The organism is Halomonas sp. KAO (assembly GCF_015595025.1).
Taxonomy (GTDB): domain Bacteria; phylum Pseudomonadota; class Gammaproteobacteria; order Pseudomonadales; family Halomonadaceae; genus Halomonas.
Genome location: NZ_JADNRL010000025.1, coordinates 78,609 through 99,599, shown reverse-complemented (window position 1 = coordinate 99,599; position 20,991 = coordinate 78,609). Strand labels below are relative to the sequence as shown.

The 20,991-nt window shown below is 63.1% G+C and carries 33 protein-coding genes; 1 reads left to right on the top strand and 32 read right to left on the bottom strand.

What is annotated here, in order from left to right; all coding sequences use genetic code 11:
- Nucleotides 1-16: 16 nt before the first annotated feature.
- The 4 genes from IOC61_RS13180 to IOC61_RS13165 all read right to left on the bottom strand — a co-directional run bounded on the left by IOC61_RS13180 (nucleotide 17) and on the right by IOC61_RS13165 (nucleotide 3,900).
- Nucleotides 17-766 carry a lysophospholipid acyltransferase family protein gene (locus IOC61_RS13180; protein WP_195689220.1) on the bottom strand — a complete coding sequence of 250 codons (750 nt, stop codon included), beginning with the start codon at nucleotides 764-766 and terminating at the stop codon, nucleotides 17-19.
- On the bottom strand, nucleotides 763-1,650 hold the full coding sequence (locus tag IOC61_RS13175; protein ID WP_195689219.1) for a sugar nucleotide-binding protein: 888 nt from the start codon (nucleotides 1,648-1,650) through the stop codon (nucleotides 763-765). The genes IOC61_RS13180 and IOC61_RS13175 overlap by 4 nt, the downstream gene beginning before the upstream one ends.
- Before the next feature lie 40 nt (nucleotides 1,651-1,690).
- Nucleotides 1,691-2,356: a single-stranded DNA-binding protein gene (gene ssb / locus IOC61_RS13170; RefSeq protein ID WP_195689218.1), complete on the bottom strand. Its 666-nt coding sequence runs from the start codon at nucleotides 2,354-2,356 to the stop codon at nucleotides 1,691-1,693.
- A gap of 155 nt (nucleotides 2,357-2,511) precedes the next feature.
- On the bottom strand, nucleotides 2,512-3,900 hold the full coding sequence (locus IOC61_RS13165) for an MFS transporter (protein WP_195689217.1): 1,389 nt from the start codon (nucleotides 3,898-3,900) through the stop codon (nucleotides 2,512-2,514).
- A gap of 175 nt (nucleotides 3,901-4,075) precedes the next feature.
- On the opposite strand from IOC61_RS13165, the gene uvrA reads away from it, so the two are divergent.
- Complete coding sequence (gene uvrA, locus IOC61_RS13160) at nucleotides 4,076-6,937, top strand: excinuclease ABC subunit UvrA (protein WP_195689216.1); 2,862 nt, start codon at nucleotides 4,076-4,078, stop codon at nucleotides 6,935-6,937.
- 233 nt (nucleotides 6,938-7,170) lie between these two features.
- Here the strand turns inward: uvrA and rplQ are convergent, their stop codons facing one another.
- From rplQ to rpsJ, 28 genes are all read right to left on the bottom strand, one after another.
- Complete coding sequence (gene rplQ, locus IOC61_RS13155) at nucleotides 7,171-7,554, bottom strand: 50S ribosomal protein L17 (protein ID WP_132044123.1); 384 nt, start codon at nucleotides 7,552-7,554, stop codon at nucleotides 7,171-7,173.
- 39 nt (nucleotides 7,555-7,593) lie between these two features.
- Complete coding sequence (locus IOC61_RS13150) at nucleotides 7,594-8,592, bottom strand: DNA-directed RNA polymerase subunit alpha (RefSeq protein ID WP_195689215.1); 999 nt, start codon at nucleotides 8,590-8,592, stop codon at nucleotides 7,594-7,596.
- A gap of 86 nt (nucleotides 8,593-8,678) precedes the next feature.
- A complete protein-coding gene (rpsD, locus tag IOC61_RS13145; protein ID WP_132044119.1) occupies nucleotides 8,679-9,299 on the bottom strand; it encodes a 30S ribosomal protein S4 in 621 nt (206 codons plus the stop codon).
- A gap of 12 nt (nucleotides 9,300-9,311) precedes the next feature.
- Entirely contained in the window at nucleotides 9,312-9,698 is a 387-nt protein-coding gene (rpsK, locus tag IOC61_RS13140; protein ID WP_132044117.1) for a 30S ribosomal protein S11, read from the bottom strand.
- Nucleotides 9,699-9,737: 39 nt separating this feature from the next.
- Nucleotides 9,738-10,094, bottom strand: coding sequence for a 30S ribosomal protein S13 (gene rpsM, locus IOC61_RS13135; RefSeq protein WP_161430190.1), 357 nt, complete (start codon nucleotides 10,092-10,094; stop codon nucleotides 9,738-9,740).
- Nucleotides 10,095-10,220: 126 nt separating this feature from the next.
- Nucleotides 10,221-10,334, bottom strand: coding sequence for a 50S ribosomal protein L36 (gene rpmJ, locus IOC61_RS13130; protein ID WP_031384759.1), 114 nt, complete (start codon nucleotides 10,332-10,334; stop codon nucleotides 10,221-10,223).
- Between the two features lie 72 nt (nucleotides 10,335-10,406).
- Entirely contained in the window at nucleotides 10,407-11,738 is a 1,332-nt protein-coding gene (gene secY / locus IOC61_RS13125; protein WP_132044113.1) for a preprotein translocase subunit SecY, read from the bottom strand.
- Nucleotides 11,739-12,173 carry a 50S ribosomal protein L15 gene (gene rplO, locus IOC61_RS13120; RefSeq protein WP_132044111.1) on the bottom strand — a complete coding sequence of 145 codons (435 nt, stop codon included), beginning with the start codon at nucleotides 12,171-12,173 and terminating at the stop codon, nucleotides 11,739-11,741.
- Nucleotides 12,174-12,176: 3 nt separating this feature from the next.
- Complete coding sequence (gene rpmD, locus IOC61_RS13115) at nucleotides 12,177-12,359, bottom strand: 50S ribosomal protein L30 (protein ID WP_132044109.1); 183 nt, start codon at nucleotides 12,357-12,359, stop codon at nucleotides 12,177-12,179.
- A gap of 5 nt (nucleotides 12,360-12,364) precedes the next feature.
- The gene (gene rpsE / locus IOC61_RS13110; RefSeq protein WP_027962365.1) at nucleotides 12,365-12,865 is read right to left on the bottom strand and encodes a 30S ribosomal protein S5; all 501 of its coding nucleotides are present in this window, start codon (nucleotides 12,863-12,865) and stop codon (nucleotides 12,365-12,367) included.
- 11 nt (nucleotides 12,866-12,876) lie between these two features.
- Nucleotides 12,877-13,227, bottom strand: coding sequence for a 50S ribosomal protein L18 (rplR, locus tag IOC61_RS13105; protein WP_027962364.1), 351 nt, complete (start codon nucleotides 13,225-13,227; stop codon nucleotides 12,877-12,879).
- Between the two features lie 9 nt (nucleotides 13,228-13,236).
- Nucleotides 13,237-13,767 carry a 50S ribosomal protein L6 gene (rplF, locus tag IOC61_RS13100; protein ID WP_132044107.1) on the bottom strand — a complete coding sequence of 177 codons (531 nt, stop codon included), beginning with the start codon at nucleotides 13,765-13,767 and terminating at the stop codon, nucleotides 13,237-13,239.
- Between the two features lie 9 nt (nucleotides 13,768-13,776).
- Nucleotides 13,777-14,169 (bottom strand): 30S ribosomal protein S8, encoded by a 393-nt coding sequence (gene rpsH, locus IOC61_RS13095; protein WP_195689214.1) that lies wholly within the window; start codon nucleotides 14,167-14,169, stop codon nucleotides 13,777-13,779.
- Between the two features lie 29 nt (nucleotides 14,170-14,198).
- Nucleotides 14,199-14,504 (bottom strand): 30S ribosomal protein S14, encoded by a 306-nt coding sequence (gene rpsN / locus IOC61_RS13090; protein WP_132044103.1) that lies wholly within the window; start codon nucleotides 14,502-14,504, stop codon nucleotides 14,199-14,201.
- Between the two features lie 10 nt (nucleotides 14,505-14,514).
- The gene (rplE, locus tag IOC61_RS13085; RefSeq protein ID WP_132044101.1) at nucleotides 14,515-15,054 is read right to left on the bottom strand and encodes a 50S ribosomal protein L5; all 540 of its coding nucleotides are present in this window, start codon (nucleotides 15,052-15,054) and stop codon (nucleotides 14,515-14,517) included.
- Between the two features lie 18 nt (nucleotides 15,055-15,072).
- Complete coding sequence (gene rplX, locus IOC61_RS13080; protein WP_040183125.1) at nucleotides 15,073-15,387, bottom strand: 50S ribosomal protein L24; 315 nt, start codon at nucleotides 15,385-15,387, stop codon at nucleotides 15,073-15,075.
- Nucleotides 15,388-15,401: 14 nt separating this feature from the next.
- Nucleotides 15,402-15,773 (bottom strand): 50S ribosomal protein L14, encoded by a 372-nt coding sequence (gene rplN, locus IOC61_RS13075; RefSeq protein WP_027962358.1) that lies wholly within the window; start codon nucleotides 15,771-15,773, stop codon nucleotides 15,402-15,404.
- Nucleotides 15,774-15,811: 38 nt separating this feature from the next.
- A complete protein-coding gene (rpsQ, locus tag IOC61_RS13070; RefSeq protein ID WP_132044203.1) occupies nucleotides 15,812-16,072 on the bottom strand; it encodes a 30S ribosomal protein S17 in 261 nt (86 codons plus the stop codon).
- A gap of 1 nt (nucleotide 16,073) precedes the next feature.
- Nucleotides 16,074-16,265, bottom strand: coding sequence for a 50S ribosomal protein L29 (gene rpmC, locus IOC61_RS13065; protein WP_023007544.1), 192 nt, complete (start codon nucleotides 16,263-16,265; stop codon nucleotides 16,074-16,076).
- Nucleotides 16,265-16,678, bottom strand: a complete 414-nt coding sequence (gene rplP, locus IOC61_RS13060; protein WP_023007545.1) for a 50S ribosomal protein L16 — start codon at nucleotides 16,676-16,678, stop codon at nucleotides 16,265-16,267. The genes rpmC and rplP overlap by 1 nt, the downstream gene beginning before the upstream one ends.
- A gap of 15 nt (nucleotides 16,679-16,693) precedes the next feature.
- Nucleotides 16,694-17,392 (bottom strand): 30S ribosomal protein S3, encoded by a 699-nt coding sequence (gene rpsC, locus IOC61_RS13055; RefSeq protein WP_132044097.1) that lies wholly within the window; start codon nucleotides 17,390-17,392, stop codon nucleotides 16,694-16,696.
- Between the two features lie 11 nt (nucleotides 17,393-17,403).
- The gene (gene rplV / locus IOC61_RS13050; protein WP_027962354.1) at nucleotides 17,404-17,736 is read right to left on the bottom strand and encodes a 50S ribosomal protein L22; all 333 of its coding nucleotides are present in this window, start codon (nucleotides 17,734-17,736) and stop codon (nucleotides 17,404-17,406) included.
- Between the two features lie 18 nt (nucleotides 17,737-17,754).
- Nucleotides 17,755-18,030 carry a 30S ribosomal protein S19 gene (gene rpsS, locus IOC61_RS13045; protein ID WP_084286553.1) on the bottom strand — a complete coding sequence of 92 codons (276 nt, stop codon included), beginning with the start codon at nucleotides 18,028-18,030 and terminating at the stop codon, nucleotides 17,755-17,757.
- A gap of 22 nt (nucleotides 18,031-18,052) precedes the next feature.
- Nucleotides 18,053-18,880, bottom strand: coding sequence for a 50S ribosomal protein L2 (rplB, locus tag IOC61_RS13040; protein WP_132044095.1), 828 nt, complete (start codon nucleotides 18,878-18,880; stop codon nucleotides 18,053-18,055).
- A 17-nt stretch (nucleotides 18,881-18,897) separates the two neighbouring features.
- On the bottom strand, nucleotides 18,898-19,194 hold the full coding sequence (gene rplW, locus IOC61_RS13035; RefSeq protein ID WP_132044093.1) for a 50S ribosomal protein L23: 297 nt from the start codon (nucleotides 19,192-19,194) through the stop codon (nucleotides 18,898-18,900).
- Nucleotides 19,191-19,796 (bottom strand): 50S ribosomal protein L4, encoded by a 606-nt coding sequence (rplD, locus tag IOC61_RS13030; protein WP_195689213.1) that lies wholly within the window; start codon nucleotides 19,794-19,796, stop codon nucleotides 19,191-19,193. The genes rplW and rplD overlap by 4 nt, the downstream gene beginning before the upstream one ends.
- A gap of 14 nt (nucleotides 19,797-19,810) precedes the next feature.
- Nucleotides 19,811-20,449, bottom strand: a complete 639-nt coding sequence (rplC, locus tag IOC61_RS13025; RefSeq protein WP_132044089.1) for a 50S ribosomal protein L3 — start codon at nucleotides 20,447-20,449, stop codon at nucleotides 19,811-19,813.
- Nucleotides 20,450-20,598: 149 nt separating this feature from the next.
- Nucleotides 20,599-20,910 (bottom strand): 30S ribosomal protein S10, encoded by a 312-nt coding sequence (gene rpsJ / locus IOC61_RS13020; RefSeq protein ID WP_021819602.1) that lies wholly within the window; start codon nucleotides 20,908-20,910, stop codon nucleotides 20,599-20,601.
- Between the last annotated feature and the right edge of the window lie 81 nt (nucleotides 20,911-20,991).

The following is a 20,991-nucleotide window of genomic DNA, read 5'->3' as shown; positions in this document are numbered from 1 at the left end:
TCCGTCGCCTCGGGCGTCACACGGCAGAGGCTGCCCTATCGGCCACTGGCCTCGGCACCTCGGAGATCTCTTCGAGAGTCGCTTCGATCCACGCCTCCACCTCGAGCAGGACCTCCTCCGGGCTACGCCCCTCGGTGGCGATGGGAGCCCCCACCACCAGCGACAACCGGCCCGGGCTCTTTACCCAGTGGCGCCCTGGCCAGCGCTCGCCGGCATTGTGGGCCACCGGCACCACCGGCACCCCGGCACGGCAGGCAATCACCGCCCCACTCTTGTTGTAGCGCCTGCGGCTGCCCGGGGCGACCCGGGTGCCCTCGGGAAAGATCAGCACCGACAGTCCCTCTCCCAGGCGCTGCTTGCCCTGGGTGAGCACCTGCTTGATGGCCCGCGAGGGCCGCGAGCGGTCCAGGGCGATGGGGTGCAGCAGGCGCAGCCCCCAGCCGAAGATCGGCAGATTCAGCAACTCCTTCTTGAGCACCGTGCACACCGGCGGATGCAGCAGCTGCAGATAGACGGTCTCCCACTCGGACTGATGATTGGCAAGGATCACACAGGGGCCATCGGGCACGTTCTCACGGCCACGAAAGTCGTAGCGCACCCCGACGACCAGCCGGAACCAGCTGATGATGAAGTGGTTGTAGAGGTTGAGCAGACGATAGCGAGAGCCCAGCGGCAGGAAGGGCGCCGGCGGCAGAAACAGCACGCCACACACCAGCATGGCGATAAAGTAGCCCAGGTAGAAGATCAGGCTGCGCAGCACGTTCACGATGTGCTCTCCTCCTTGCTGCACGCCGGCGCATTGGCCAGACACCAGGCATCGAGCATATTGCTCAGCTCCAGGCGCCAGGGTTTCTGATGGACACCGAAGACCTCCAGCACGCGTCGGCAGTTGAGCACACGGCGCAGCGGATGGTCGTGATGATGATGCAGGGCGCGCAGCGGGCCCAGCTCTCGCTTCTCACCGCGCCCCTCGAGTCGGGTGGCCAGCTGGGTGCGCACCACCGAGACAAAGGTGTAGATACTGACCGGCTCGGTACCCGCCAGATGATAGCTACCCCAGGCGCCGGCCCCGCACTGCTGTTGTTGCAGCATGCCGATCAGCGCCATGGCCACCGCATCGGCCGAGGTGGGGCAGCAGGTCACATCGACCTCGCCGCGCACCTCACCGCCAACGATCAGTGTATCGATCAGCTCGTTGAGCCAGGCGTGACTGCCCTCCAGCGCGAACAGCGGTCCCAGCCGCACGATCAGGTGGTGAGGGTGCTCGGCTCGGATGCGATCACCGGTAACGACCAGGCGTCGCAGGCTCTCGTCTCGCGGGCGTGGAATGACATGTTCGTCGATGGGCTCGGCGAAGCCATCCTCGTAGAGCTGGTCGGAGACACACCACACCAGCGGAATATCCGCCTCTCGACACAGCTCCATGCAGCGCTCCACCGCCTCGGCGTGCGCCGTCACCTCCGCCGGAGCGGCGATGATCGGCCGCGACAGCGGCGGAATCACCAGGGCGTCCGGCGCCACCTCCGCCAGCCAGTCGGGGTCCGGCGTCAGGCTCTCCTCGATGATCAGCTCGGTATCCGAGCGGCGATTGGCCTCCCGAGCCAGGGCCAGGCTCAGACAGTGTCCGGCATCCAGTACCAGCAGCTTCACTCGCGCACCTCTCTCGCCATGGCGTCAGCGGATCGACGTATCAGAACGGGATCTCGTCATCGAAGTCGTCGAAGCTGCCCGGATCGGGCGCCCCGAAGTTGCCGCCCTGCTGCTGACCGCCCTGCTGCTGACCGCCACCCGGCTGGCCACCCTGGGCGGGACGCTGGGGAGGCTGCTGCGGGGGACGCTGGGGCGCTCCACCGCCGAAGCCTCCGCCCTGCTGGGGAGCACCACCCTGCTGAGGCTGGTTACCATAGCCGCCCTGCTGGGGTTGACCGCCATAACCGCCCTGCTGGGGCTGGCCACCACCATAGCCACCCTGCTGCTGGGCACCGCCGAAGCCGCCCCCCTGGAAGTCTCCACCGCCGGCGCGGCCGTCGAGCATCTGCATGTCATTGACCACGATCTCGGTGGTATAGCGATCCTGGCCATCCTGGCCCTGCCACTTGCGGGTCTGCAGGCGTCCCTCGACATAGATCTTGCTGCCTTTCTTGAGGTACTGCTGGGCGATCTCGGCGGTCTTGTTGAACATCACCAGACGGTGCCACTCGGTACGCTCCTGGCGCTGGCCACTCTGGCGATCCATCCAGGTATCGGTGGTCGCCAGGTTGACATTGGCAACGGCGGTACCGGAGGGGGTGAAGCGAACCTCGGGGTCCTGCCCCAGATTGCCGATGAGGATGACCTTGTTGATGCCACGGGCCATGAGGGACTCCTTGTTTTCAAAAAAGTTTTCAGAAACGTTGTCAGAAAAGAGATACAGGAAAGTGTTGTCAGGAAAGAGATGCCATCAATGCACGGTTTCGCGGGCCGGGGTCGCCACCTGGCGTGTCATGCCGGCCGGCGTGGATAAGGGCGCCGTCAGGCACGCTCCCTTCCCGGGTCGATCAGTCTGGCCAGCGCCTCCTCGTCGAGGCGCTGACGATCCACCTTGAGATAGGCCAGGCGCTCCTCGGGGACGACCAGCACATCCTCGACGCCGGCCACCTCGGCAAACCTCGCCATCAGAGTCTCCAGGGCATCATCGCCGTGATCACCGTCGAGTGCCACCACTTCACTGACCAGATGCGGCGGCTGGCGCATGCCCACCATGACCGCGAGCCAGACCGCGGCCAACGCGGCTGCCCCCAGGAAGACCGCCGACAGTCCCCACTGCTGGGCCAGGGCGCCACCCAGCACGCCGCCCAGGAAGGCCCCCAGAAACTGGCTGGTCGAGTAGACCCCCATGGCGGTGCCCTTGGCCCCGGCCGGTGCCAGCTTGCTGATCATCGATGGCAGCGTGGCCTCGAGCAGATTGAAGCCGATGAAGTAGGCCAACAGCCAGGCCAGCAACCCCCAGAGACCGGCACCGCCCCAGGCCATGCCCAGCAGGCTGACCAGCATCGCCGAGATGGCCAGCAGGCACATCGCCTTCATGCGTCGACGCTTCTCGGCCACCACGACCAGTGGCACCATGCCGATGAAGGCCAGCAGCATCACGCCCAGATAGGCCAACCCGTGGCGCTCCGAGGGAAGCCCCGTCTCGATCAGCCGGAAGGGTACCGCAACGAAGATCGCCATCAGCACCAGGTGCAAGGCGAAGATGGAGAAGTCCAGGCGCAGCAGGTCGAGCCGCCTCAGGGTGCGCCCCAGCTGGGCGCGGTCGATGCCCACATCGCGATGACGCAACCGGCGCGGCGCGGGCGGCACCAGTCGCCACAGCACCGGTAGCCCCATGGCAGCCAGGAGGGCGTTGAACCAGAACACTCCCGAAAGGCCGAAGCTGGCGGCCACCAGCGGCCCCAGCACCATGGCCACGGCGAAGGCCACTCCGATGGAGAGGCCGATGGTGGCCATCGCCGCGGTGCGCACCTGCTCGCGTGTCTGGTCGGCCAGCAGCGCCATGATCGCCGCGGCCACCGCACCGCTGCCCTGCAGGCAACGCCCCAGGATGACGCCGCCGATGGTGTCGGCGGCGGCGGCCACCACGCTGCCCAGCACAAACAGCACCAGGCCGGCGGCGATCACCGGCTTGCGCCCAAGGCGATCGGAGAGCAGCCCGAAGGGAATCTGCAGTGCCGCCTGGGTCAGTCCGTAGATGCCCAGCGCCAGCCCCACCAGCAGCGGCGTGGCGCCGGCCAGGTCCTCGGCATACAGCGCGAGAACCGGCAGCACCATGAACAGGCCCAGCATACGAGTGGCGTAGAGACCGGCCAGGCCGGTGATGGCGCGCCGTTCGGCGGGGAGCAGCAGCCCGGAGACCTTGCGCATAGGCGTAGCGTATCTTCCCTGGAGGGGGCGTCATGCGCCCAGGAGTTGACCGTCTATTCTAGCGGTTTGCCACCTGCCGGGGAAAGTCGACATCCAACCCGCTTTGCCGCCGCCGGGAGCCGGCCCGTATAATCGGCCTTTTGCCGCGCTCTTTTGCCGCGCTCATGAGGTGGGAATGGACAGGATTCTGGTCAGGGGTGCCCGCACCCACAACCTGAAGAATATCGACGTCGAGCTGCCCCGCGACAAGCTGATCGTGGTCACCGGCCTATCCGGCTCGGGCAAGTCCTCGCTGGCCTTCGATACGCTCTATGCCGAGGGGCAGCGGCGCTATGTGGAGTCGCTCTCCACCTATGCCCGCCAGTTCCTGTCGATGATGGAGAAGCCCGACGTCGATCATATCGAGGGGCTCTCGCCGGCGATCTCCATCGAACAGAAGTCCACCTCCCATAACCCCCGCTCTACCGTGGGTACCATCACCGAGATCTACGACTACCTGCGTCTGCTGTTCGCGCGGGCCGGCACGCCGCGCTGCCCGGAACACGGCGAGGACCTGGAAGCCCAGACCGTCTCGCAGATGGTCGATCAGGTGCTGGCACTGCCCGAGGGCAGCAAGCTGATGCTGCTGGCCCCGGTGGTCAAGGGGCGCAAGGGCGAGCACCTGCAGCTGCTCGCCGAGCTGCGCGCTCAGGGCTTCGTGCGCGCGATGGTCGACGGCCAGGTCCTGGAGCTCGACGATATCGCCCCGCTGGAGAAGACCCGCAAGCACGATATCAGCGTGGTGGTGGACCGCATCAAGGTTCGCGACGGCCTGCAGCAGCGCCTGGCGGAGTCCTTCGAGACCGCCCTCGGCCTGGCGGACGGCGTCGCCATGGTCCACTTCATGGATGGCGAGCGGGAGGATATCGCCTTCTCGGCACGCTTCGCCTGTCCGGTGTGCGGCTACTCGATCGCCGAGCTCGAGCCGCGCATGTTCTCCTTCAACAACCCCGCCGGCGCCTGCTCGACCTGCGATGGCCTGGGGGTGCAGCAGGTCTTCGATCCCGACAAGCTGATCAGCCACCCGGAACTGTCATTGGCCGAGGGCGTGATCAAGGGCTGGGACCGGCGCAGCGTCTTCTACTTCAATCAGCTCCAGGCGGTGGCCGATCACTACCGCTTCACCCTGGAGACCCCCTGGCAGGAGCTGGCACGCCACGAGCGCGAGGTGATTCTCTACGGCAGCGGTCACGACGATATCGCCTTCCACTATGTCAATGATCGTGGCCGCAAGGTGAGTCGCGAACACCCCTTCGAGGGGGTGCTGCCCAACCTGCAGCGCCGCTACCGTGAGACCGAGTCGAACATGGTGCGCGAGGAGCTGGCACGCTATATCGCGCTCCAGCCCTGCCCGGGCTGCGACGGGTCGCGACTGCGCAAGGAGTCGCGCCATGTCTTTATCGACGAGCGCTCCCTGCCCGACATGGTGCGCCTGCCCATCGGCGAGGCCTGGCACTACTTCCAGGAGCTCGAGCTGCCGGGCCGGCGCGGTGAGATCGCCACCAAGATCATCAACGAGATCCATGCCCGCCTGGAGTTCCTGGTCAACGTCGGTCTCGACTACCTCAATCTGGAGCGCAGCGCCGAGACCCTCTCCGGCGGCGAGGCCCAGCGTATCCGCCTGGCCAGCCAGATCGGCGCCGGCCTGGTGGGAGTGATGTATATCCTCGATGAGCCCTCCATCGGCCTGCACCAGCGTGACAACGACCGGCTGCTGCAGACCCTCGAGCGGCTGCGCGACCTGGGCAACACCGTGATCGTGGTGGAGCACGACGAGGATGCCATCCGTGCCGCCGACCATGTGCTCGACATCGGCCCCGGAGCCGGCGTTCACGGCGGCCGGATCATCGCCCAGGGCACCCCCGAGGAGGTGACCGCGACCGCCGATTCGCTCACCGGCCAGTATCTGGCCGGCACCCGGCGCATCGAGGTCCCGCCCTGGCGCATCCCCGGCAACCCGGAGAAGGTACTGCGCCTCTCAGGCGCCCGCGGCAACAACCTTCAGGATGTCACCCTGGAGCTGCCGCTGGGCCTGTTCGTGTGCGTCACCGGCGTCTCCGGCTCCGGCAAGTCGACGCTGATCAACTCGACCCTGATGCCCATCGCCGCCCGCGAGCTCAACCACGCCACCAGCCTGACGCCCTCGGCCCACGATGAGATCGAGGGGCTCGATCATCTCGACAAGGTGATCGATATCGATCAGAGCCCCATCGGGCGTACCCCGCGCTCCAACCCGGCCACCTACACCGGGATCTTCACGCCGATCCGCGAACTCTTCGCCGGCACCCAGGAGGCGCGCTCGCGGGGCTACAAGCCCGGCCGCTTCTCCTTCAACGTCAAGGGGGGGCGCTGCGAGGCGTGCCAGGGCGAGGGCATGATCAAGGTCGAGATGCACTTCCTGCCCGATATCTATGTGCCCTGCGATGTCTGCAAGGGCAAGCGCTACAACCGCGAGACCCTGGAGATCGAGTACAAGGGCAAGAGCATCGACGAGGTGCTGGGGATGACGGTGGAGGAGGCCCTGGAGTTCTTCAGCCCCGTGCCGGCCATCGCCCGCCGCCTGCAGACCCTGCTCGATGTGGGCCTCTCCTATATCCGCCTGGGCCAGAGCGCCACCACCCTCTCCGGCGGCGAGGCCCAGCGGGTCAAGCTCGCCCGGGAGCTGGCCAAACGCGACACCGGCAAGACGCTGTATATCCTCGATGAGCCCACCACCGGCCTGCACTTCGAGGATATCCGCCAGCTTCTCGGCGTGCTCCATCGCCTGCGCGACCACGGCAACACCATCGTGGTCATCGAGCACAATCTGGACGTGATCAAGACCGCCGACTGGCTGATCGACCTGGGTCCCGAGGGCGGCTCCGGCGGCGGACGCATCATCGCCGAGGGCACCCCGGAGCAGGTGGCCCGCAGCGAGGTCTCCCACACCGGACGCTTCCTCAAGCCGCTGCTGGAGCGGGCCAGGAGCAACAAGACGGCATCCGAGACCCCTGCCTGATAGCGAGCCGGGCGCGCCCAAACGGTCAAGTACAGAGCACGGTGAAAAGAGAAACCCCGCCGACCAGAGAGTCTGCGGGGTTTCTTCTTGCCTTACGCCATCCACCACACCCGCTGCCCGACCCAAGCAGCTTGGCGCTTGTAGCTCGACGCTCGGCACTCAAAGAAAAAAACCGGTCCCTTGCGGGAGCCGGTTTTTCTTTACAGCGTATGCCTGGCCCAGGGGCCCGAGGATCACTCCTCGTCGGCATCCTCGACGACCGGGCGGTCGACGAGCTCGACGAAGGCCATGGGGGCGTTGTCGCCGGTGCGGAAGCCGCACTTGAGGATACGGACGTAACCGCCCGGACGCTCGGCGTAACGCGGACCCAGCTCATTGAAGAGCTTGCCGACCGCTTCCTTGGAGCGGGTGCGGCTGAAGGCCAGACGACGATTGGCGACGCTGTCCTGCTTGGCCAGAGTGATCAGCGGCTCGATGACGCGACGCAGCTCCTTGGCCTTGGGCAGGGTTGTCTTGATGACCTCGTGCTCGATCAGCGACACGCTCATGTTCTTGAACATGGCCTGGCGATGCGAGCTGTTACGGTTCAACTGGCGACCGCTTTTACGATGACGCATGGTTGTGATTCCTTACCAAACTGGGACTCGAGTCGGCGCTCACGCGGAGGCCTTGTCGTCCTTCAGGCTTGCCGGCGGCCAGTTTTCCAGCCGCATGCCCAGGGAAAGACCGCGTGCTGCCAGCACGTCCTTGATCTCGTTCAGGGACTTCTTGCCGAGGTTCGGCGTCTTGAGCAGCTCCACCTCGGTGCGCTGGATCAGATCGCCGATGTAGTAGATATTCTCGGCCTTCAGGCAGTTGGCGCTGCGAACGGTCAACTCGAGATCGTCTACGGGGCGCAGCAGGATCGGATCGATATGATCCTCTTCCTCCTCCACTTCCTGTTCCTTGTCGGCTTCCAGATCGACGAACGCGGCCAGCTGATCCTGCAGGATGGTCGCGCTGCGACGGATCGCCTCTTCGGGATCCAGGGTGCCGTCGGTTTCCAGGTCGATGATCAGCTTGTCGAGGTCGGTGCGCTGTTCGACACGCGCGGCCTCGACGCTGTAGGAAACACGACGGACGGGGCTGTAGGTCGCATCCAGCTGCAGGCGGCCGATGGCGCGAGACTCGTCATCTGCACCGACACGTGCATCCGCCGGCTCATAGCCGCGGCCGCGCGCCACCTTGAGCTGCATCTTCAGCTCGGCGCCCTCGTTGACGTGGGCGATGACGTGGTCGGGATTGATGATCTCGACGTCATGGTCGAGGGCGATATCGCCCGCAGTCACGACGGCCGGGCCCTGCTTGTTCAGCGAGAGCACCGCCTCGTCGCGGCTATGCATCTTGATCGCCACGTCCTTGAGGTTCAGGAGGATCTCGATGACATCTTCCTGGACGCCCTCGATCGCGCTGTACTCATGCTCGACGCCGCCGATCTCGGCCTCTACCACGGCACAGCCGGGCATGGACGAGAGCAGGATGCGACGCAGGGCGTTGCCCAGCGTGTGGCCGAAGCCACGCTCGAAGGGCTCGAGCACGATCTTCGCGTGGTGTGCACTGATCTCTTCGACCTTGATGTCGCGCGGGCGAAGAAACTCTGTCACTGAACGCTGCATATGAACACCTTTCAGGCTGCCAAACGGATACTGGGTACTCTTGGCCTGCCCTCGTTACCGAGAGCAGGCACGGCGCTTGGCACCGCTTACTTGGAGTACAGCTCGACGATCAGGGCCTCGTTGATGTCGGCAGTCAGGTCGCCACGCTCGGGCAGCGCCTTGAAAGTGCCTTCCATCTTCTTGGCATCGACCTCGATCCAGGCCACGTCGCCGCGGTTGGCGGCCAGGGCCAGGGCGTTCTGGATGCGCGCCTGATTCTTCGCCTTCTCGCGAACGGAGACCACATCGCCGGGCTTGACCTGATAGGAAGCCACGTTGACGGTCTTGCCATTCACGGCGATGGCCTTGTGGCTGACCAGCTGCCGAGCCTCGGAGCGGGTCGAGCCGTAGCCCATGCGGTAGACGACGTTGTCCAGTCGGGATTCGAGAAGCTGCAGCAACACTTCGCCGGTCGCGCCCTTGAGACGGGCCGCTTCCTTGTAGTAGTTGCGGAACTGCTTCTCGAGTACGCCATACATGCGACGTACTTTCTGCTTCTCGCGAAGCTGCAAGCCGTATTCGGAAATACGCTGACGGCGCTGGCCGTGCACACCCGGAATCTGCTCGGATTTGCACTTCTTCTCGAAGGGAGTGACACCGCTCTTCAGAAAGAGGTCGGTCCCCTCACGACGAGACAGTTTGCACTTCGGTCCAATGTAACGAGCCATGAATCTGTCTCCTTAAACGCGGCGTTTCTTCGGCGGACGGCAGCCATTGTGGGGAATGGGCGTCGCGTCAATGATGCTCTGCACGCGGAAGCCGGCGGCGTTGAGTGCGCGCACGGCGGATTCACGGCCAGGACCGGGGCCCTTGACCAGCACGTCGACGTTTTTCACACCATACTCGGCTGCAGCGGTCGCTGCACGCTCGCTTGCCACTTGAGCAGCGAACGGGGTGCTCTTGCGAGAACCACGAAAACCCGAACCACCGGCAGTTGCCCAGGAAAGGGCATTGCCCTGGCGGTCTGTGATCGTAATGATCGTGTTGTTAAAAGAGGCGTGGATATGCGCGACGGCATCCACCACCTGCTTTTTAACCTTCTTGCGATTGCTACGCGGGTTAGCCATGTTGATGATTCTTCCTGTCTTTACGCCAGAACGTGCGTGTTATTTGCGGATCGGCTTACGCGGGCCCTTGCGGGTACGCGCATTGGTCTTGGTACGCTGACCACGCAGCGGAAGACCACGACGATGACGCAGACCACGGTAGCAACCCAGGTCCATGAGACGCTTGATATTCAGCGTCACATCACGACGAAGGTCACCTTCAACGGTATACTTGCCGACTTCGGAACGCAGGGTGTCGATCTCTTCAGATGACAGTTCCTGGATCTTGGTGGTCGGCGCGATGCCGGACGCGGCACAGATATCCTGTGCACGAGTGCGGCCAATCCCGAAGATATAGGTCAGCGAGATCGCCGCATGCTTGTTGTCCGGGATATTGACGCCTGCAATACGGGCCATCAGCTTACTCCGAATATGTGAGCGGCTTGCTCGTTGGGTCTACTACAAAAGGCGCAACAGCATACCCCTTTACCCTGCTCAGGGCAAGGGGGCATGCCGGCACCCGGTTCAGCGCAGTCGCCAGGATCAACCCTGACGCTGCTTGTGCCGCGGCTCCGTGCAGATGACGCGGACGGCGCCATTGCGACGGATGATCTTGCAGTTGCGGCACATTTTCTTCACGGAAGCTCGAACTTTCATCGTTCCATCTCCAAAGTCGGCTAGCGAGGCGGCCCTTGCGGGCCGCAACGCGCCAGTTCGACGAACGGCGCCTCAGCGCATGATGCCGCCGCCGCCGTAGCCTTTCAGGTTGGACTTCTTCATCACCGACTCGTACTGGTGCGACATGAGGTGCGACTGCACCTGACCCATGAAGTCCATGATGACCACCACCACGATCAGCAGCGAGGTACCGCCAAAGAAGAACGGCACGTTCCACGCCACGATCAGGAACTGGGGCATCAGGGAAACCGCAGTGATGTACAAGGCGCCAAACAGGGTCAGACGAGTCATGACCTTGTCGACGTAGCGAGCCGTCTGCTCGCCAGGGCGAATCCCCGGCAGGAAGGCACCCGACTTCTTGAGGTTGTCGGCGACGTCCTTGGGATTGAAGACCAGCGCTGTGTAAAAGAAGCAGAAGAATACCACCGCAGCGGCAAAAAGCAAGATGTACAGCGGCTGACCCGGGCCGAGGGCCTGGGACGCACGCTGCAGCCAGTCGAGACCGTCACCGGCACCGACCCACTGCCCCAGCGAGGCCGGGAACAGCAGGATGCTGGAGGCAAAGATCGGCGGAATGACGCCCGCCATGTTCACCTTCAACGGCAGATAGCTGCTCTGACCAGCATACATCTTGTTGCCGACCTGACGACGCGGGTAGTTCACGGTGATGCGGCGCTGACCGCGCTCGATGAACACCACGAAGGCCACGGTAGCAACGCCCAGGGCAGTGAGTGCCAGCAGCGGCAGGACGTTCCACGCCCCTTCGTTGCGAGCCAGCTCGAAGGCCTGACCGACGGCGCCGGGCAGGCCCGCCACGATACCGGCGAAGATTAGCAGCGAGATGCCGTTGCCGATCCCCTTCTCGGTGATCTGTTCACCCAGCCACATCAGGAATACCGCACCACCCACGAACGTGACGATGGCGGTGAAGTAGAAGCTGAAGTCGGCAGTATAGGCGATGCCCTGGCTGGCCAGCCCCACCGACATGCCGGTGGCCTGTACCAGTGCCAGGGCAACGGTACCGTAGCGGGTGTACTGGCTGATCTTGCGCCGCCCGGCCTCGCCTTCCTTCTTGAGCTGCTCAAGATGGGGCGAGACCGCGGTCAGCAGCTGCATGATAATCGACGCCGAGATATAGGGCATGATGCCCAGGGCGAAGATGCTCATGCGCTCCAGGGCGCCACCCGAGAACATGTTGAACATGCCAAGGATGGTACCCTGCTGCTCCCTGAACAAGGCAGCAAGCTGGTCAGGATTCATACCGGGCACGGGGATGTGGGCACCGATGCGGTACACCACGATGGCGAGGAGCACGAAGCGCAGACGCGCCCACAGTTCACCTAGACCGCTGCCCATCGCCGGCATTTTTCCTGACTTCGCCATTTAGTCCTCTACCTTGCCACCGGCGGCTTCGATCGCGGCACGGGCACCCTTGGTGACCTTGAGACCGCGAACCGTAACCGCCTTGTTCAGATCGCCGGAGAGGATCACCTTCGCGTGCAGCGTGGCGTCCTTCAGCACGTTGGCCTGCTTGAGGGTCTCGAGGGTGACTTCGTCACCGGCGACCTTGGCCAGCTCGGCCAGGCGCACTTCCTCGGAAACCAGCGACTTCGCGGAGGTGAAGCCGAACTTCGGCAGACGCCGCTGGAGCGGCATCTGACCGCCCTCGAAGCCGGGCTTGACGCTACCGCCGCTGCGCGACTTGAGGCCCTTGTGGCCACGGCCGCCGGTCTTGCCCAGACCGGAGCCGATGCCACGACCGACACGCTTTTCGGCGTGCTTGGAACCCGGTGCCGGGCTCAGGCTATTGAGTTTCATGGATTACTCTCCCTCAACGCGCACAAGGTAGTTAACCTTGTGAATCATGCCGCGTACGGCGGGGGTATCTTCCAGTTCGACCGTGTGACCGATGCGGCGCAGGCCGAGGCCCTGAATGGTGGCCTTGTGCTTGGCCAGCACGCCGATGGTGCTGCGGGTCTGGGTAACCTTGATCGTTGCTGCCATGGTGCTCACCCCGTGATCGCTTCGACAGGCATACCGCGCTTGGCGGCGATGTCTTCCGGCGACTGAATGGCGCTCAGGCCCTTGACGGTCGCCCGTACCACGTTCACCGGGTTGGTGGAGCCGTAGCACTTGGCCAGGACGTCATGGACGCCGGCCAGCTCCAGCACGGAGCGCATGGCACCGCCGGCGATAACGCCGGTACCCTCGGAGGCGGGCTGCATGTACACCTTGGAGGCACCGTGACGGGCCTTGATCGGGTACTGCAGGGTGCCGCCGGAGAGGTGCACCTTGACCATGTTGCGACGCGCCTGGTCCATCGCCTTCTGGATAGCGACCGGCACTTCACGTGCCTTGCCGCGACCGAAGCCGACACGACCCTTGCCGTCGCCCACGACGGTCAGAGCGGTGAAACCGAAGACACGGCCACCCTTGACCACCTTGGCAACACGGTTGACCTGTACCAGCTTCTCCTGGAGGTCGCCGCTTTGCTGTTCGTTCTTCGCCATCGTAAAACCCTTTAGAATTCCAGGCCGCCTTCACGAGCGGCGTCGGCCAGGGCCTTGACGCGGCCGTGGTACTTGAAACCGGCGCGGTCGAAGGCTACCTGGGTGATGCCCGCTTGCTTGGCGCGCTCAGCAATCAGTTCGCCAACCTTGGCGGCGGCGTCAGCGTTGCCGGTAGCACCCTCACGCAGGACCTTGTCCAGCGTAGAGGCGCTGGCCAGCACCTTGCCACCATCCGGCGAGATAATCTGCGCGTAGATGTGACGCGGGGTACGGTTGACGCACAGGCGATACACGCCCAGCTCGCGGATCTTGGCGCGAGCGCGGCGGGCACGACGGAGACGAGATTCTTTCTTCGCGTTCATAACCCTGCCTTACTTCTTCTTGGCTTCTTTGCGACGCACCTGCTCGTCGGCGTACCTGACACCCTTGCCCTTGTAGGGCTCGGGCGGACGGAAGGCGCGGATTTCCGCGGCCACATGGCCGAGCTTCTGCTTGTCCGCGCTCTTCAGCACGATCTGGGTGTTCTTCGGCGTTTCCGCGGAGACACCCTCAGGCAGCGTATACTCGACCGGGTGCGAGAAGCCTAGTGACAGATTGAGCGTCTGGCCCTTGGCCTGGGCACGATAACCGACGCCGATGATTTCGAGGGACTTGGTGAAGCCTTCGCTTACCCCGGTCACCAGGTTCTGCACCAGGGCGCGGGTGGTACCGGCCATGGCCCAGGTCTTGGCAGACTCGCTGGGGGCGAAGGTCAGCTGACCCTCTTCCTGACCTACCACCACGTCGTGGTGGATGGTCATTGACAGCGTGCCCTGGCCGCCCTTGGCGGTCAGCTGGTCACCGTCGATCTTGATCTCGACGCCAGCGGGCACTTTTACTGGATATTTGGCTACGCGGGACATTCCAAACTCCTAGAATACGGTGCAGATGACTTCGCCACCGACACCGGCCTTGCGAGCCGCGCGATCGGTCATCACCCCGTTGGAGGTGGTGACGATAGCGATACCCAGGCCCTCGGCGACTTTCGGCAGCGCGTCCTTGCCCTTGTACTGGCGCAGGGAGGGCTTGGAAACTCGCTGGATGTGCTCGATGACCGGCTTGCCCTCGAAATACTTGAGGGTCACGGCCAGCTCCGGCTTGGCGCTTTCGGACACCGCGAAGTCGTTGATGTAACCCTCTTCCTTCAATACGCGGGCCACCTCAACCTTGAGGCGGGAAGACGGCATGGTGACCGTCTCCTTGGTGGCCATTTGCGCATTGCGGATACGGGTAAACATATCCGCCAGAGTGTCTTGCATGCTCATTTACGTTGCGCTCCTGATTCTTGCGTGGCTTACCAGCTGGACTTCTTGAGTCCGGGAACATCGCCACGCATGGCGGCTTCACGAAGCTTGTTGCGGCCGAGACCGAACTTGTTGTAGAAGCCGTGCGGACGTCCAGTGATACGGCAGCGGTTACGCTGACGCACCGGGCTGGAGTCGCGCGGCAGCTGCTGAAGCTTCAGCGTAGCCTCGAAGCGCTCTTCGTCGGAAGCGTTCGCGTCCTGGATGATCGCCTTGAGCTCGGCACGCTTGGCGGAGTACTTCTCCACCAGCTTGGCGCGCTTGAGCTCACGCTCTACCATGCTTTTCTTTGCCATGATCCCACCCTTATTTCTTGAACGGGAAGTTCAGCGCGCTCAGCAGCGCACGACCTTCATCATCGGTGTTGGCGGTGGTGGTGATGGTGACATCCAGACCACGAATCCGGTCGATCTTATCATACTCGAGTTCCGGGAAGATGATCTGCTCACGCACCCCCATGGAGTAGTTGCCACGACCGTCGAAGGACTTCGGGTTGAGACCACGGAAGTCACGAACGCGGGGGATCGCGATATTCACCAGGCGATCGAGGAAGTCCCACATGCGCTCGGAGCGCAGGGTCACCTTGATCCCGATCGGCCAGCCTTCACGCACCTTGAAGCCCGCGATGGACTTGCGTGCCTTGGTTACCACCGGCTTCTGACCGGAGAGCTTCTCCAGGTCGCCGATAGCGTTGTCGATCAGCTTTTTATCGCTGGTCGCTTCGCCGATGCCCATATTCAGAGTCACCTTGGTGACTCGCGGCACCTGCATCACGTTGGCGTAGCTGAACTGCTCTTTGAGTTGAGCCACCACCTCGTTCTGATAACGTTCTTTCAAGTTCGCCATTATGCTACCCGACTCGCGTTAGGCGTCGATCTGCGACTGCGTCGACTTGTAGATACGTACCTTGGTACCGTCTTCCTGAACCTGGAAGCCGACGCGATCTGCCTTTCCGGTCTCCTGGTTGAAGATGGCCACGTTGGACGCGTGAATCGGAGCCTCGCGCTCGACGATACCGCCTTGATTACCCGCCATGGGATTGGGCTTGGTGTGACGCTTGATCATGTTCACACCGGACACCACGAAGCGGTTTTCGAGAACCCGCTTGACGGTGCCGCGCTTGCCCTTGTCCTTGCCGGCGATGACGATGACTTCATCGTCACGTTTGATCTTTTGCATATTCGCCTCGCTCCTTACAGCACTTCAGGCGCCAAGGAAATGATCTTCATGAACTTCTCGTTACGAAGCTCACGGGTCACCGGCCCGAAGATACGGGTGCCGATCGGCTGATCATTGGTGTTGTTCAACAGAACCGCCGCATTTCCGTCGAAGCGAATCAGCGAGCCGTCGGAACGACGGACACCGCTGCGGGTGCGAACCACCACCGCCTTGAGGACCTGGCCTTTCTTGACCTTGCCACGCGGAATGGCTTCTTTCACCGTGACCTTGATGATGTCGCCAACGTGGGCATAGCGGCGATGTGAACCGCCCAGCACCTTGATGCACTGCACCCGGCGCGCTCCACTATTATCGGCGACGTCCAGCATTGTCTGAGTCTGAATCATCGGTTTTCTCCAAACCTAATCTGACAGCAGGTGTAGGGTTAGCCCTTGGCCTGCTCGACCACCTCGACCAGCGTCCAGGACTTGGTCTTGGACAGCGGACGGCACTCCTGGATGGAGACCGTATCACCGGCCTTCGCCTGGTTCGCCTCGTCATGGGCGTGGAGCTTGGTGGAGCGCTTAACGTACTTGCCGTAGATCGGGTGCCGCTCACGGCGCTCGATCATCACGACGATGGACTTGTCCATCTTGTCGCTCACCACCTTGCCGGTGAGCGTACGGGTTTTCTTCTCTTCGGCCATCTCAGTCACCTGCCTTCTCGTTGAGCACAGTCTTCACCCGGGCGATGTCCCGACGAACCTGCTTGAGCAGGTGCGTCTGGCTGAGTTGGCCAGTGGCCTTCTGCATGCGCAGGTTGAACTGCTCGCGGAGGAGTTCGAGGAGCTGATCGTTCAGCTCGTCGACTGACTTTTCACGGATTTCCTGGGCTTTCATCACATCACCGTCCGTTTCACAAAGGTGGTGGAAACCGGGAACTTCTGCGCCGCCAGGCCAAAGGCCTCGCGTGCCAGCTCCTCGGACACGCCTTCGATCTCGTAGAGGATCCGACCGGGCTGAATCTGCGCGACCCAGTACTCGACGGAACCCTTCCCCTTACCCATACGGACTTCGAGGGGCTTCTTGGAGATCGGCTTGTCCGGGAACACCCGAATCCAGATCTTGCCACCACGCTTGACGTGACGGGTGATCGCACGACGACCGGCTTCGATCTGACGGGCGGTGATACGACCACGGCCAGTCGCCTTGAGGCCGTATTCGCCGAAGCTTACCTTGCTTCCGCGATGCGCCAGGCCACGGTTGCGGCCCTTCTGCATCTTGCGGAACTTCATACGCTTGGGTTGTAACATCGACTCGCTCTCCCCTTACCTGGAACCTTTCTTCTTGGAGGGCGCGGCCTGCGGCTGCTTAGCCTTGGCGCGGACCTCCTCGATGCCCCCGAGGATTTCACCCTTGAAGACCCAAACCTTGACACCGATGATGCCGTAGGTGGTCTTGGCCTCGTAGGCGGCGTAGTCGATGTCGGCGCGCAGCGTGTGCAGCGGAACACGACCTTCCCGGTACCACTCGGTACGGGCGATTTCCGCGCCGCCGAGACGACCGGAGAGCGACACCTTGATGCCGCCGGCGCCCAGGCGCATGGCGTTCTGCACGGAGCGCTTCATGGCACGACGGAACATCACGCGGCGCTCGAGCTGGCCGGCGATGTTCTGGGCCACGAGCATGGCATCCAGCTCGGGCTTGCGAACTTCCTCGATATTGACGTGCACGGGCACGCCCATCATCGCGGTCAGCTCGCGGCGCAGACGGTCGACGTCCTCGCCCTTCTTGCCAATCACGATGCCCGGACGGGCAGTGTGAATGGTGATGCGCGCGTTGTTGGCCGGACGCTCGATGGTGATGCGGCTCACGGAGGCGTTCTTGAGACGCTCTTCCAGGAAGCTGCGCACCGCGAGGTCGCTGTTCAGCTTGTCGGCATAGGCGCCGCGCTCGGCGTACCACACCGAGGTATGGTCTTTGACGATACCCAGGCGGATGCCTGTTGGATTGACTTTCTGACCCATCTGGTCGACTCCTACTTCTCGGCTACCTTGACGGTGATGTGGCAGGTGCGCTTCAAGATACGATCCGCGCGGCCCTTGGCACGCGGCTTGATACGCTTGAGCGTCATGCCCTCATCGACGCAGATGGTCGAGACACGCAGCTCGTCGATATCCATGCCGTTGTTTTCTTCCGCGTTCGCGATGGCGGACTGCAGCACTTTCTTGACCAGCTTGGCAGCCTTCTTCGGTGAGAAGGTCAGCAGGTCCAGCGCCTCGGCGACCGGCTTATCGCGCACCTGGTCAGCCACCAAACGGGCCTTCTGGGCGGATAAACGAGCGCCACGCAGCTTAGCTGTGACTTCCATCTCTCAATCCTCTCTGGCTTACCGTTTGGCTTTCTTGTCCGCCGCATGACCGCGATAGAGGCGGGTAGCAGCGAATTCGCCCAGTTTGTGGCCAACCATTTCCTCGGAGACATGCACCGGGACGTGTTGGCGACCGTTATGGACTGCGATGGTGAGTCCTACCATGTTGGGCAGGATCATGGAGCGACGCGACCAGGTCTTGATCGGTTTGCGGTCACTCTTCTCCACAGCAGCCTCGACCTTCTTCAGCAGATGAAGGTCAATAAAGGGACCTTTCTTCAGTGAACGTGGCACAGCCGTTACCTCTTAAAGTGTGTTACTTGGCCTTGCGGCGACGAACGATCAGCGCATCGGTGCGCTTGTTCTTGCGGGTCTTGTGGCCCTTGGTGGGAACGCCCCACGGAGTCACCGGATGACGACCACCGCTGGTGCGGCCTTCACCGCCACCGTGCGGGTGATCCACCGGGTTCATGGCCACGCCGCGAACGGTCGGACGCACACCTTTCCAGCGCTTCGCACCGGCCTTGCCAAGCTGACGCAGGCTGTGCTCTGAATTGCCCACTTCTCCCAGGGTCGCGCGGCACTCGCTCAGCACCTTGCGCATCTCGCCGGAGCGCAGACGCAGGGTGGCATAGTTGCCCTCACGAGCGACCAGCTGGGCGCTGGTACCGGCGCTACGAGCGATCTGGCCGCCCTTGCCGGGCTTGAGCTCGATGCAGTGCACGGTGGAACCCAGCGGAATGTTACGCAGCGGAAGAGCGTTGCCCTTCTTGATGGCCGCGTTGACGCCGGACTCGAGACGGTCGCCGGCGCTCACGCCCTTGGGCGCCAGGATGTAGCGACGCTCGCCATCGAGATACTTCAGCAGCGCGATGTTGGCGCTACGGTTCGGATCGTACTCGAGACGCTCAACGATGGCCGGAACGCCATCCTTGGTGCGCTTGAAGTCGATGATCCGGTAGTGCTGACGGTGACCACCGCCCACGTGACGGGTAGTGATACGACCGTTGTTGTTACGTCCGCCATTGCGCGACTGCTTCTCGAGCAGAGGCGCGTAGGGTGCACCCTTGTGGAGCTCGCTGTTCACGACCTTTACAAGGTGGCGACGACCGGCGGATGTGGGTTTAGTCTTGACGATTGCCATTGTCCGTACTCCTGCCCTTATTCGGCGCCAGAGAAGTCTTCAAGGGTCTCGCCGGCGGCCAACGTGACGTAGGCCTTGCGATACCCCTTGCGGTGACCCAGACCCTGCGCGGTGCGCTTGGTCTTGCCCTTGACGTTCAGCGCTTGAACGCGGTCGACCTTCTTGCCGAACAGAGCCTCGACGGCTTTCTTGATCTCGGGCTTGGTCGCGTCGCTGGCCACCTTGAACACGTACTGGTTGCGTTCAGCAGCCATGGCGGCCTTCTCGGTCACGTGCGGGCCGAGCAGCACCTTGAATACACGTTCCTGGTTCATGCCAGCTTCTCCTCGAATTTACGGAGGGCGGAGACGGTGGCCAGCACCTTGTCGAAGGCGACCAGGCTCACCGGATCGGCGGCGGCCACATCGACCACATCCACGTTGGGGATGTTGCGGGCGGCCAGGTAGAGGTTCTCATCGACTTCTTCGGTGACGATCAGCACCTTCTCCAGACCCAGCTCGTTGAGCTTGGCGACCAGCTGCTTGGTCTTCGGAGCGTCGACGGCGAACTCCTCGACGGCCACCAGGCGTTCCTGGCGCACCAGCTCGGAGAGGATCGAGCGCATCGCCGCACGGTACATCTTGCGGTTGACCTTCTGGGTGTAGTCCTGGGGACGAGCCGCAAAGGTCACACCGCCACTGCGCCAGATCGGCGAGCGGATGGTACCGGCACGGGCACGACCGGTGCCCTTCTGACGCCACGGCTTCTTGCCGCCGCCACGCACGTCGGAACGGTTCTTCTGAGCGCGGGTACCCTGACGACCACCGGCCAGATAGGCGGTGACGACCTGGTGCACGAGCGCTTCATTGAATTCTTTGCCAAAGGTGGCGTCAGACACGTCGACGGTGCCGGCGCCGGCAGCAAGATTCAGATTCATCGGTAGATTCCCCTTCAGCCAGCTTTCACGGCGCTGCGCACGATAACGTCACTACCGGTGGCACCGGGCACGGCGCCCTTGACCAGCAGCAGATTACGCTCAGCATCGACGCGGACGACTTCAAGACTCTGGACGGTGCAACGCACGTTGCCCATCTGGCCAGCCATTTTCTTGCCCTTGAACACTCGTCCAGGGGTCTGGCACATGCCGATGGAGCCCGGCGCGCGGTGGGCCAGGGAGTTACCGTGGCTGTTGTCCTGGGTGCGGAAGTTCCAGCGCTTGACTGCGCCCTGGAAACCCTTGCCCTTGGAGCTGCCGGTCACATCGATCGATTGACCAGCTTCGAAGAGGGATACGGTGAGTTCGCCGCCCACTTCCGGAGCCTCATCGCCTTCTGCCAGGCGAAACTCCATCAGCGAACGACCGGCCTCGATACCTGCCTTGGCGAACTGCCCAGCCTGGGCCTTCGACAGGTGTTTGGCCTTGCGGGAGCCAGTTGTCACCTGAATCGCCGCGTAGCCGTCGCTTTCGACGGTCTTGACGCGAGTGACGCGATTAGGCTCAACCTCGATCACGGTTACGGGCACGGAAGCGCCGTCTTCGGTGAAGACACGGGTCATCCCGGCCTTCTTGCCGACTAAACCGATAGTCATTCTCAGTCTCCTATAGTGTACGGGGCTATCACCCGCTATGGCTGCCCTTTCCAGAGCATTCCACTAGCACGTTGTGTGGCGCCTCACGGCGCGGCGGCTGCTGCTCGAGCGAATTGTCGAACGCTGGGCCGCGGTGTCTAGTGTAATAATCAGTCGAGCTTGATCTGCACGTCCACGCCGGCGGCGAGATCGAGCTTCATCAGGGCATCGACGGTCTTCTCCGTCGGCTCGACGATATCGAGCACGCGCTTGTGAGTGCGGATCTCGTACTGGTCACGCGCGTCCTTGTTGACATGCGGCGAGATCAGCACGGTGTAGCGCTCGCGGTTGGTCGGCAGAGGAATCGGTCCACGAACCTGGGCGCCGGTACGCTTGGCGGTTTCGACAATCTCCGCAGCGGACTGGTCGATCAGGCGATGGTCGAAGGCCTTCAACCGAATGCGAATCTTCTGGTTCTGCATTTGCCCTAACTCCAATGGATTCTGACGGCGCGAGCCGTCAACCCACGCATTCAAAGGATGCGCATTATAGGCACACCGAAA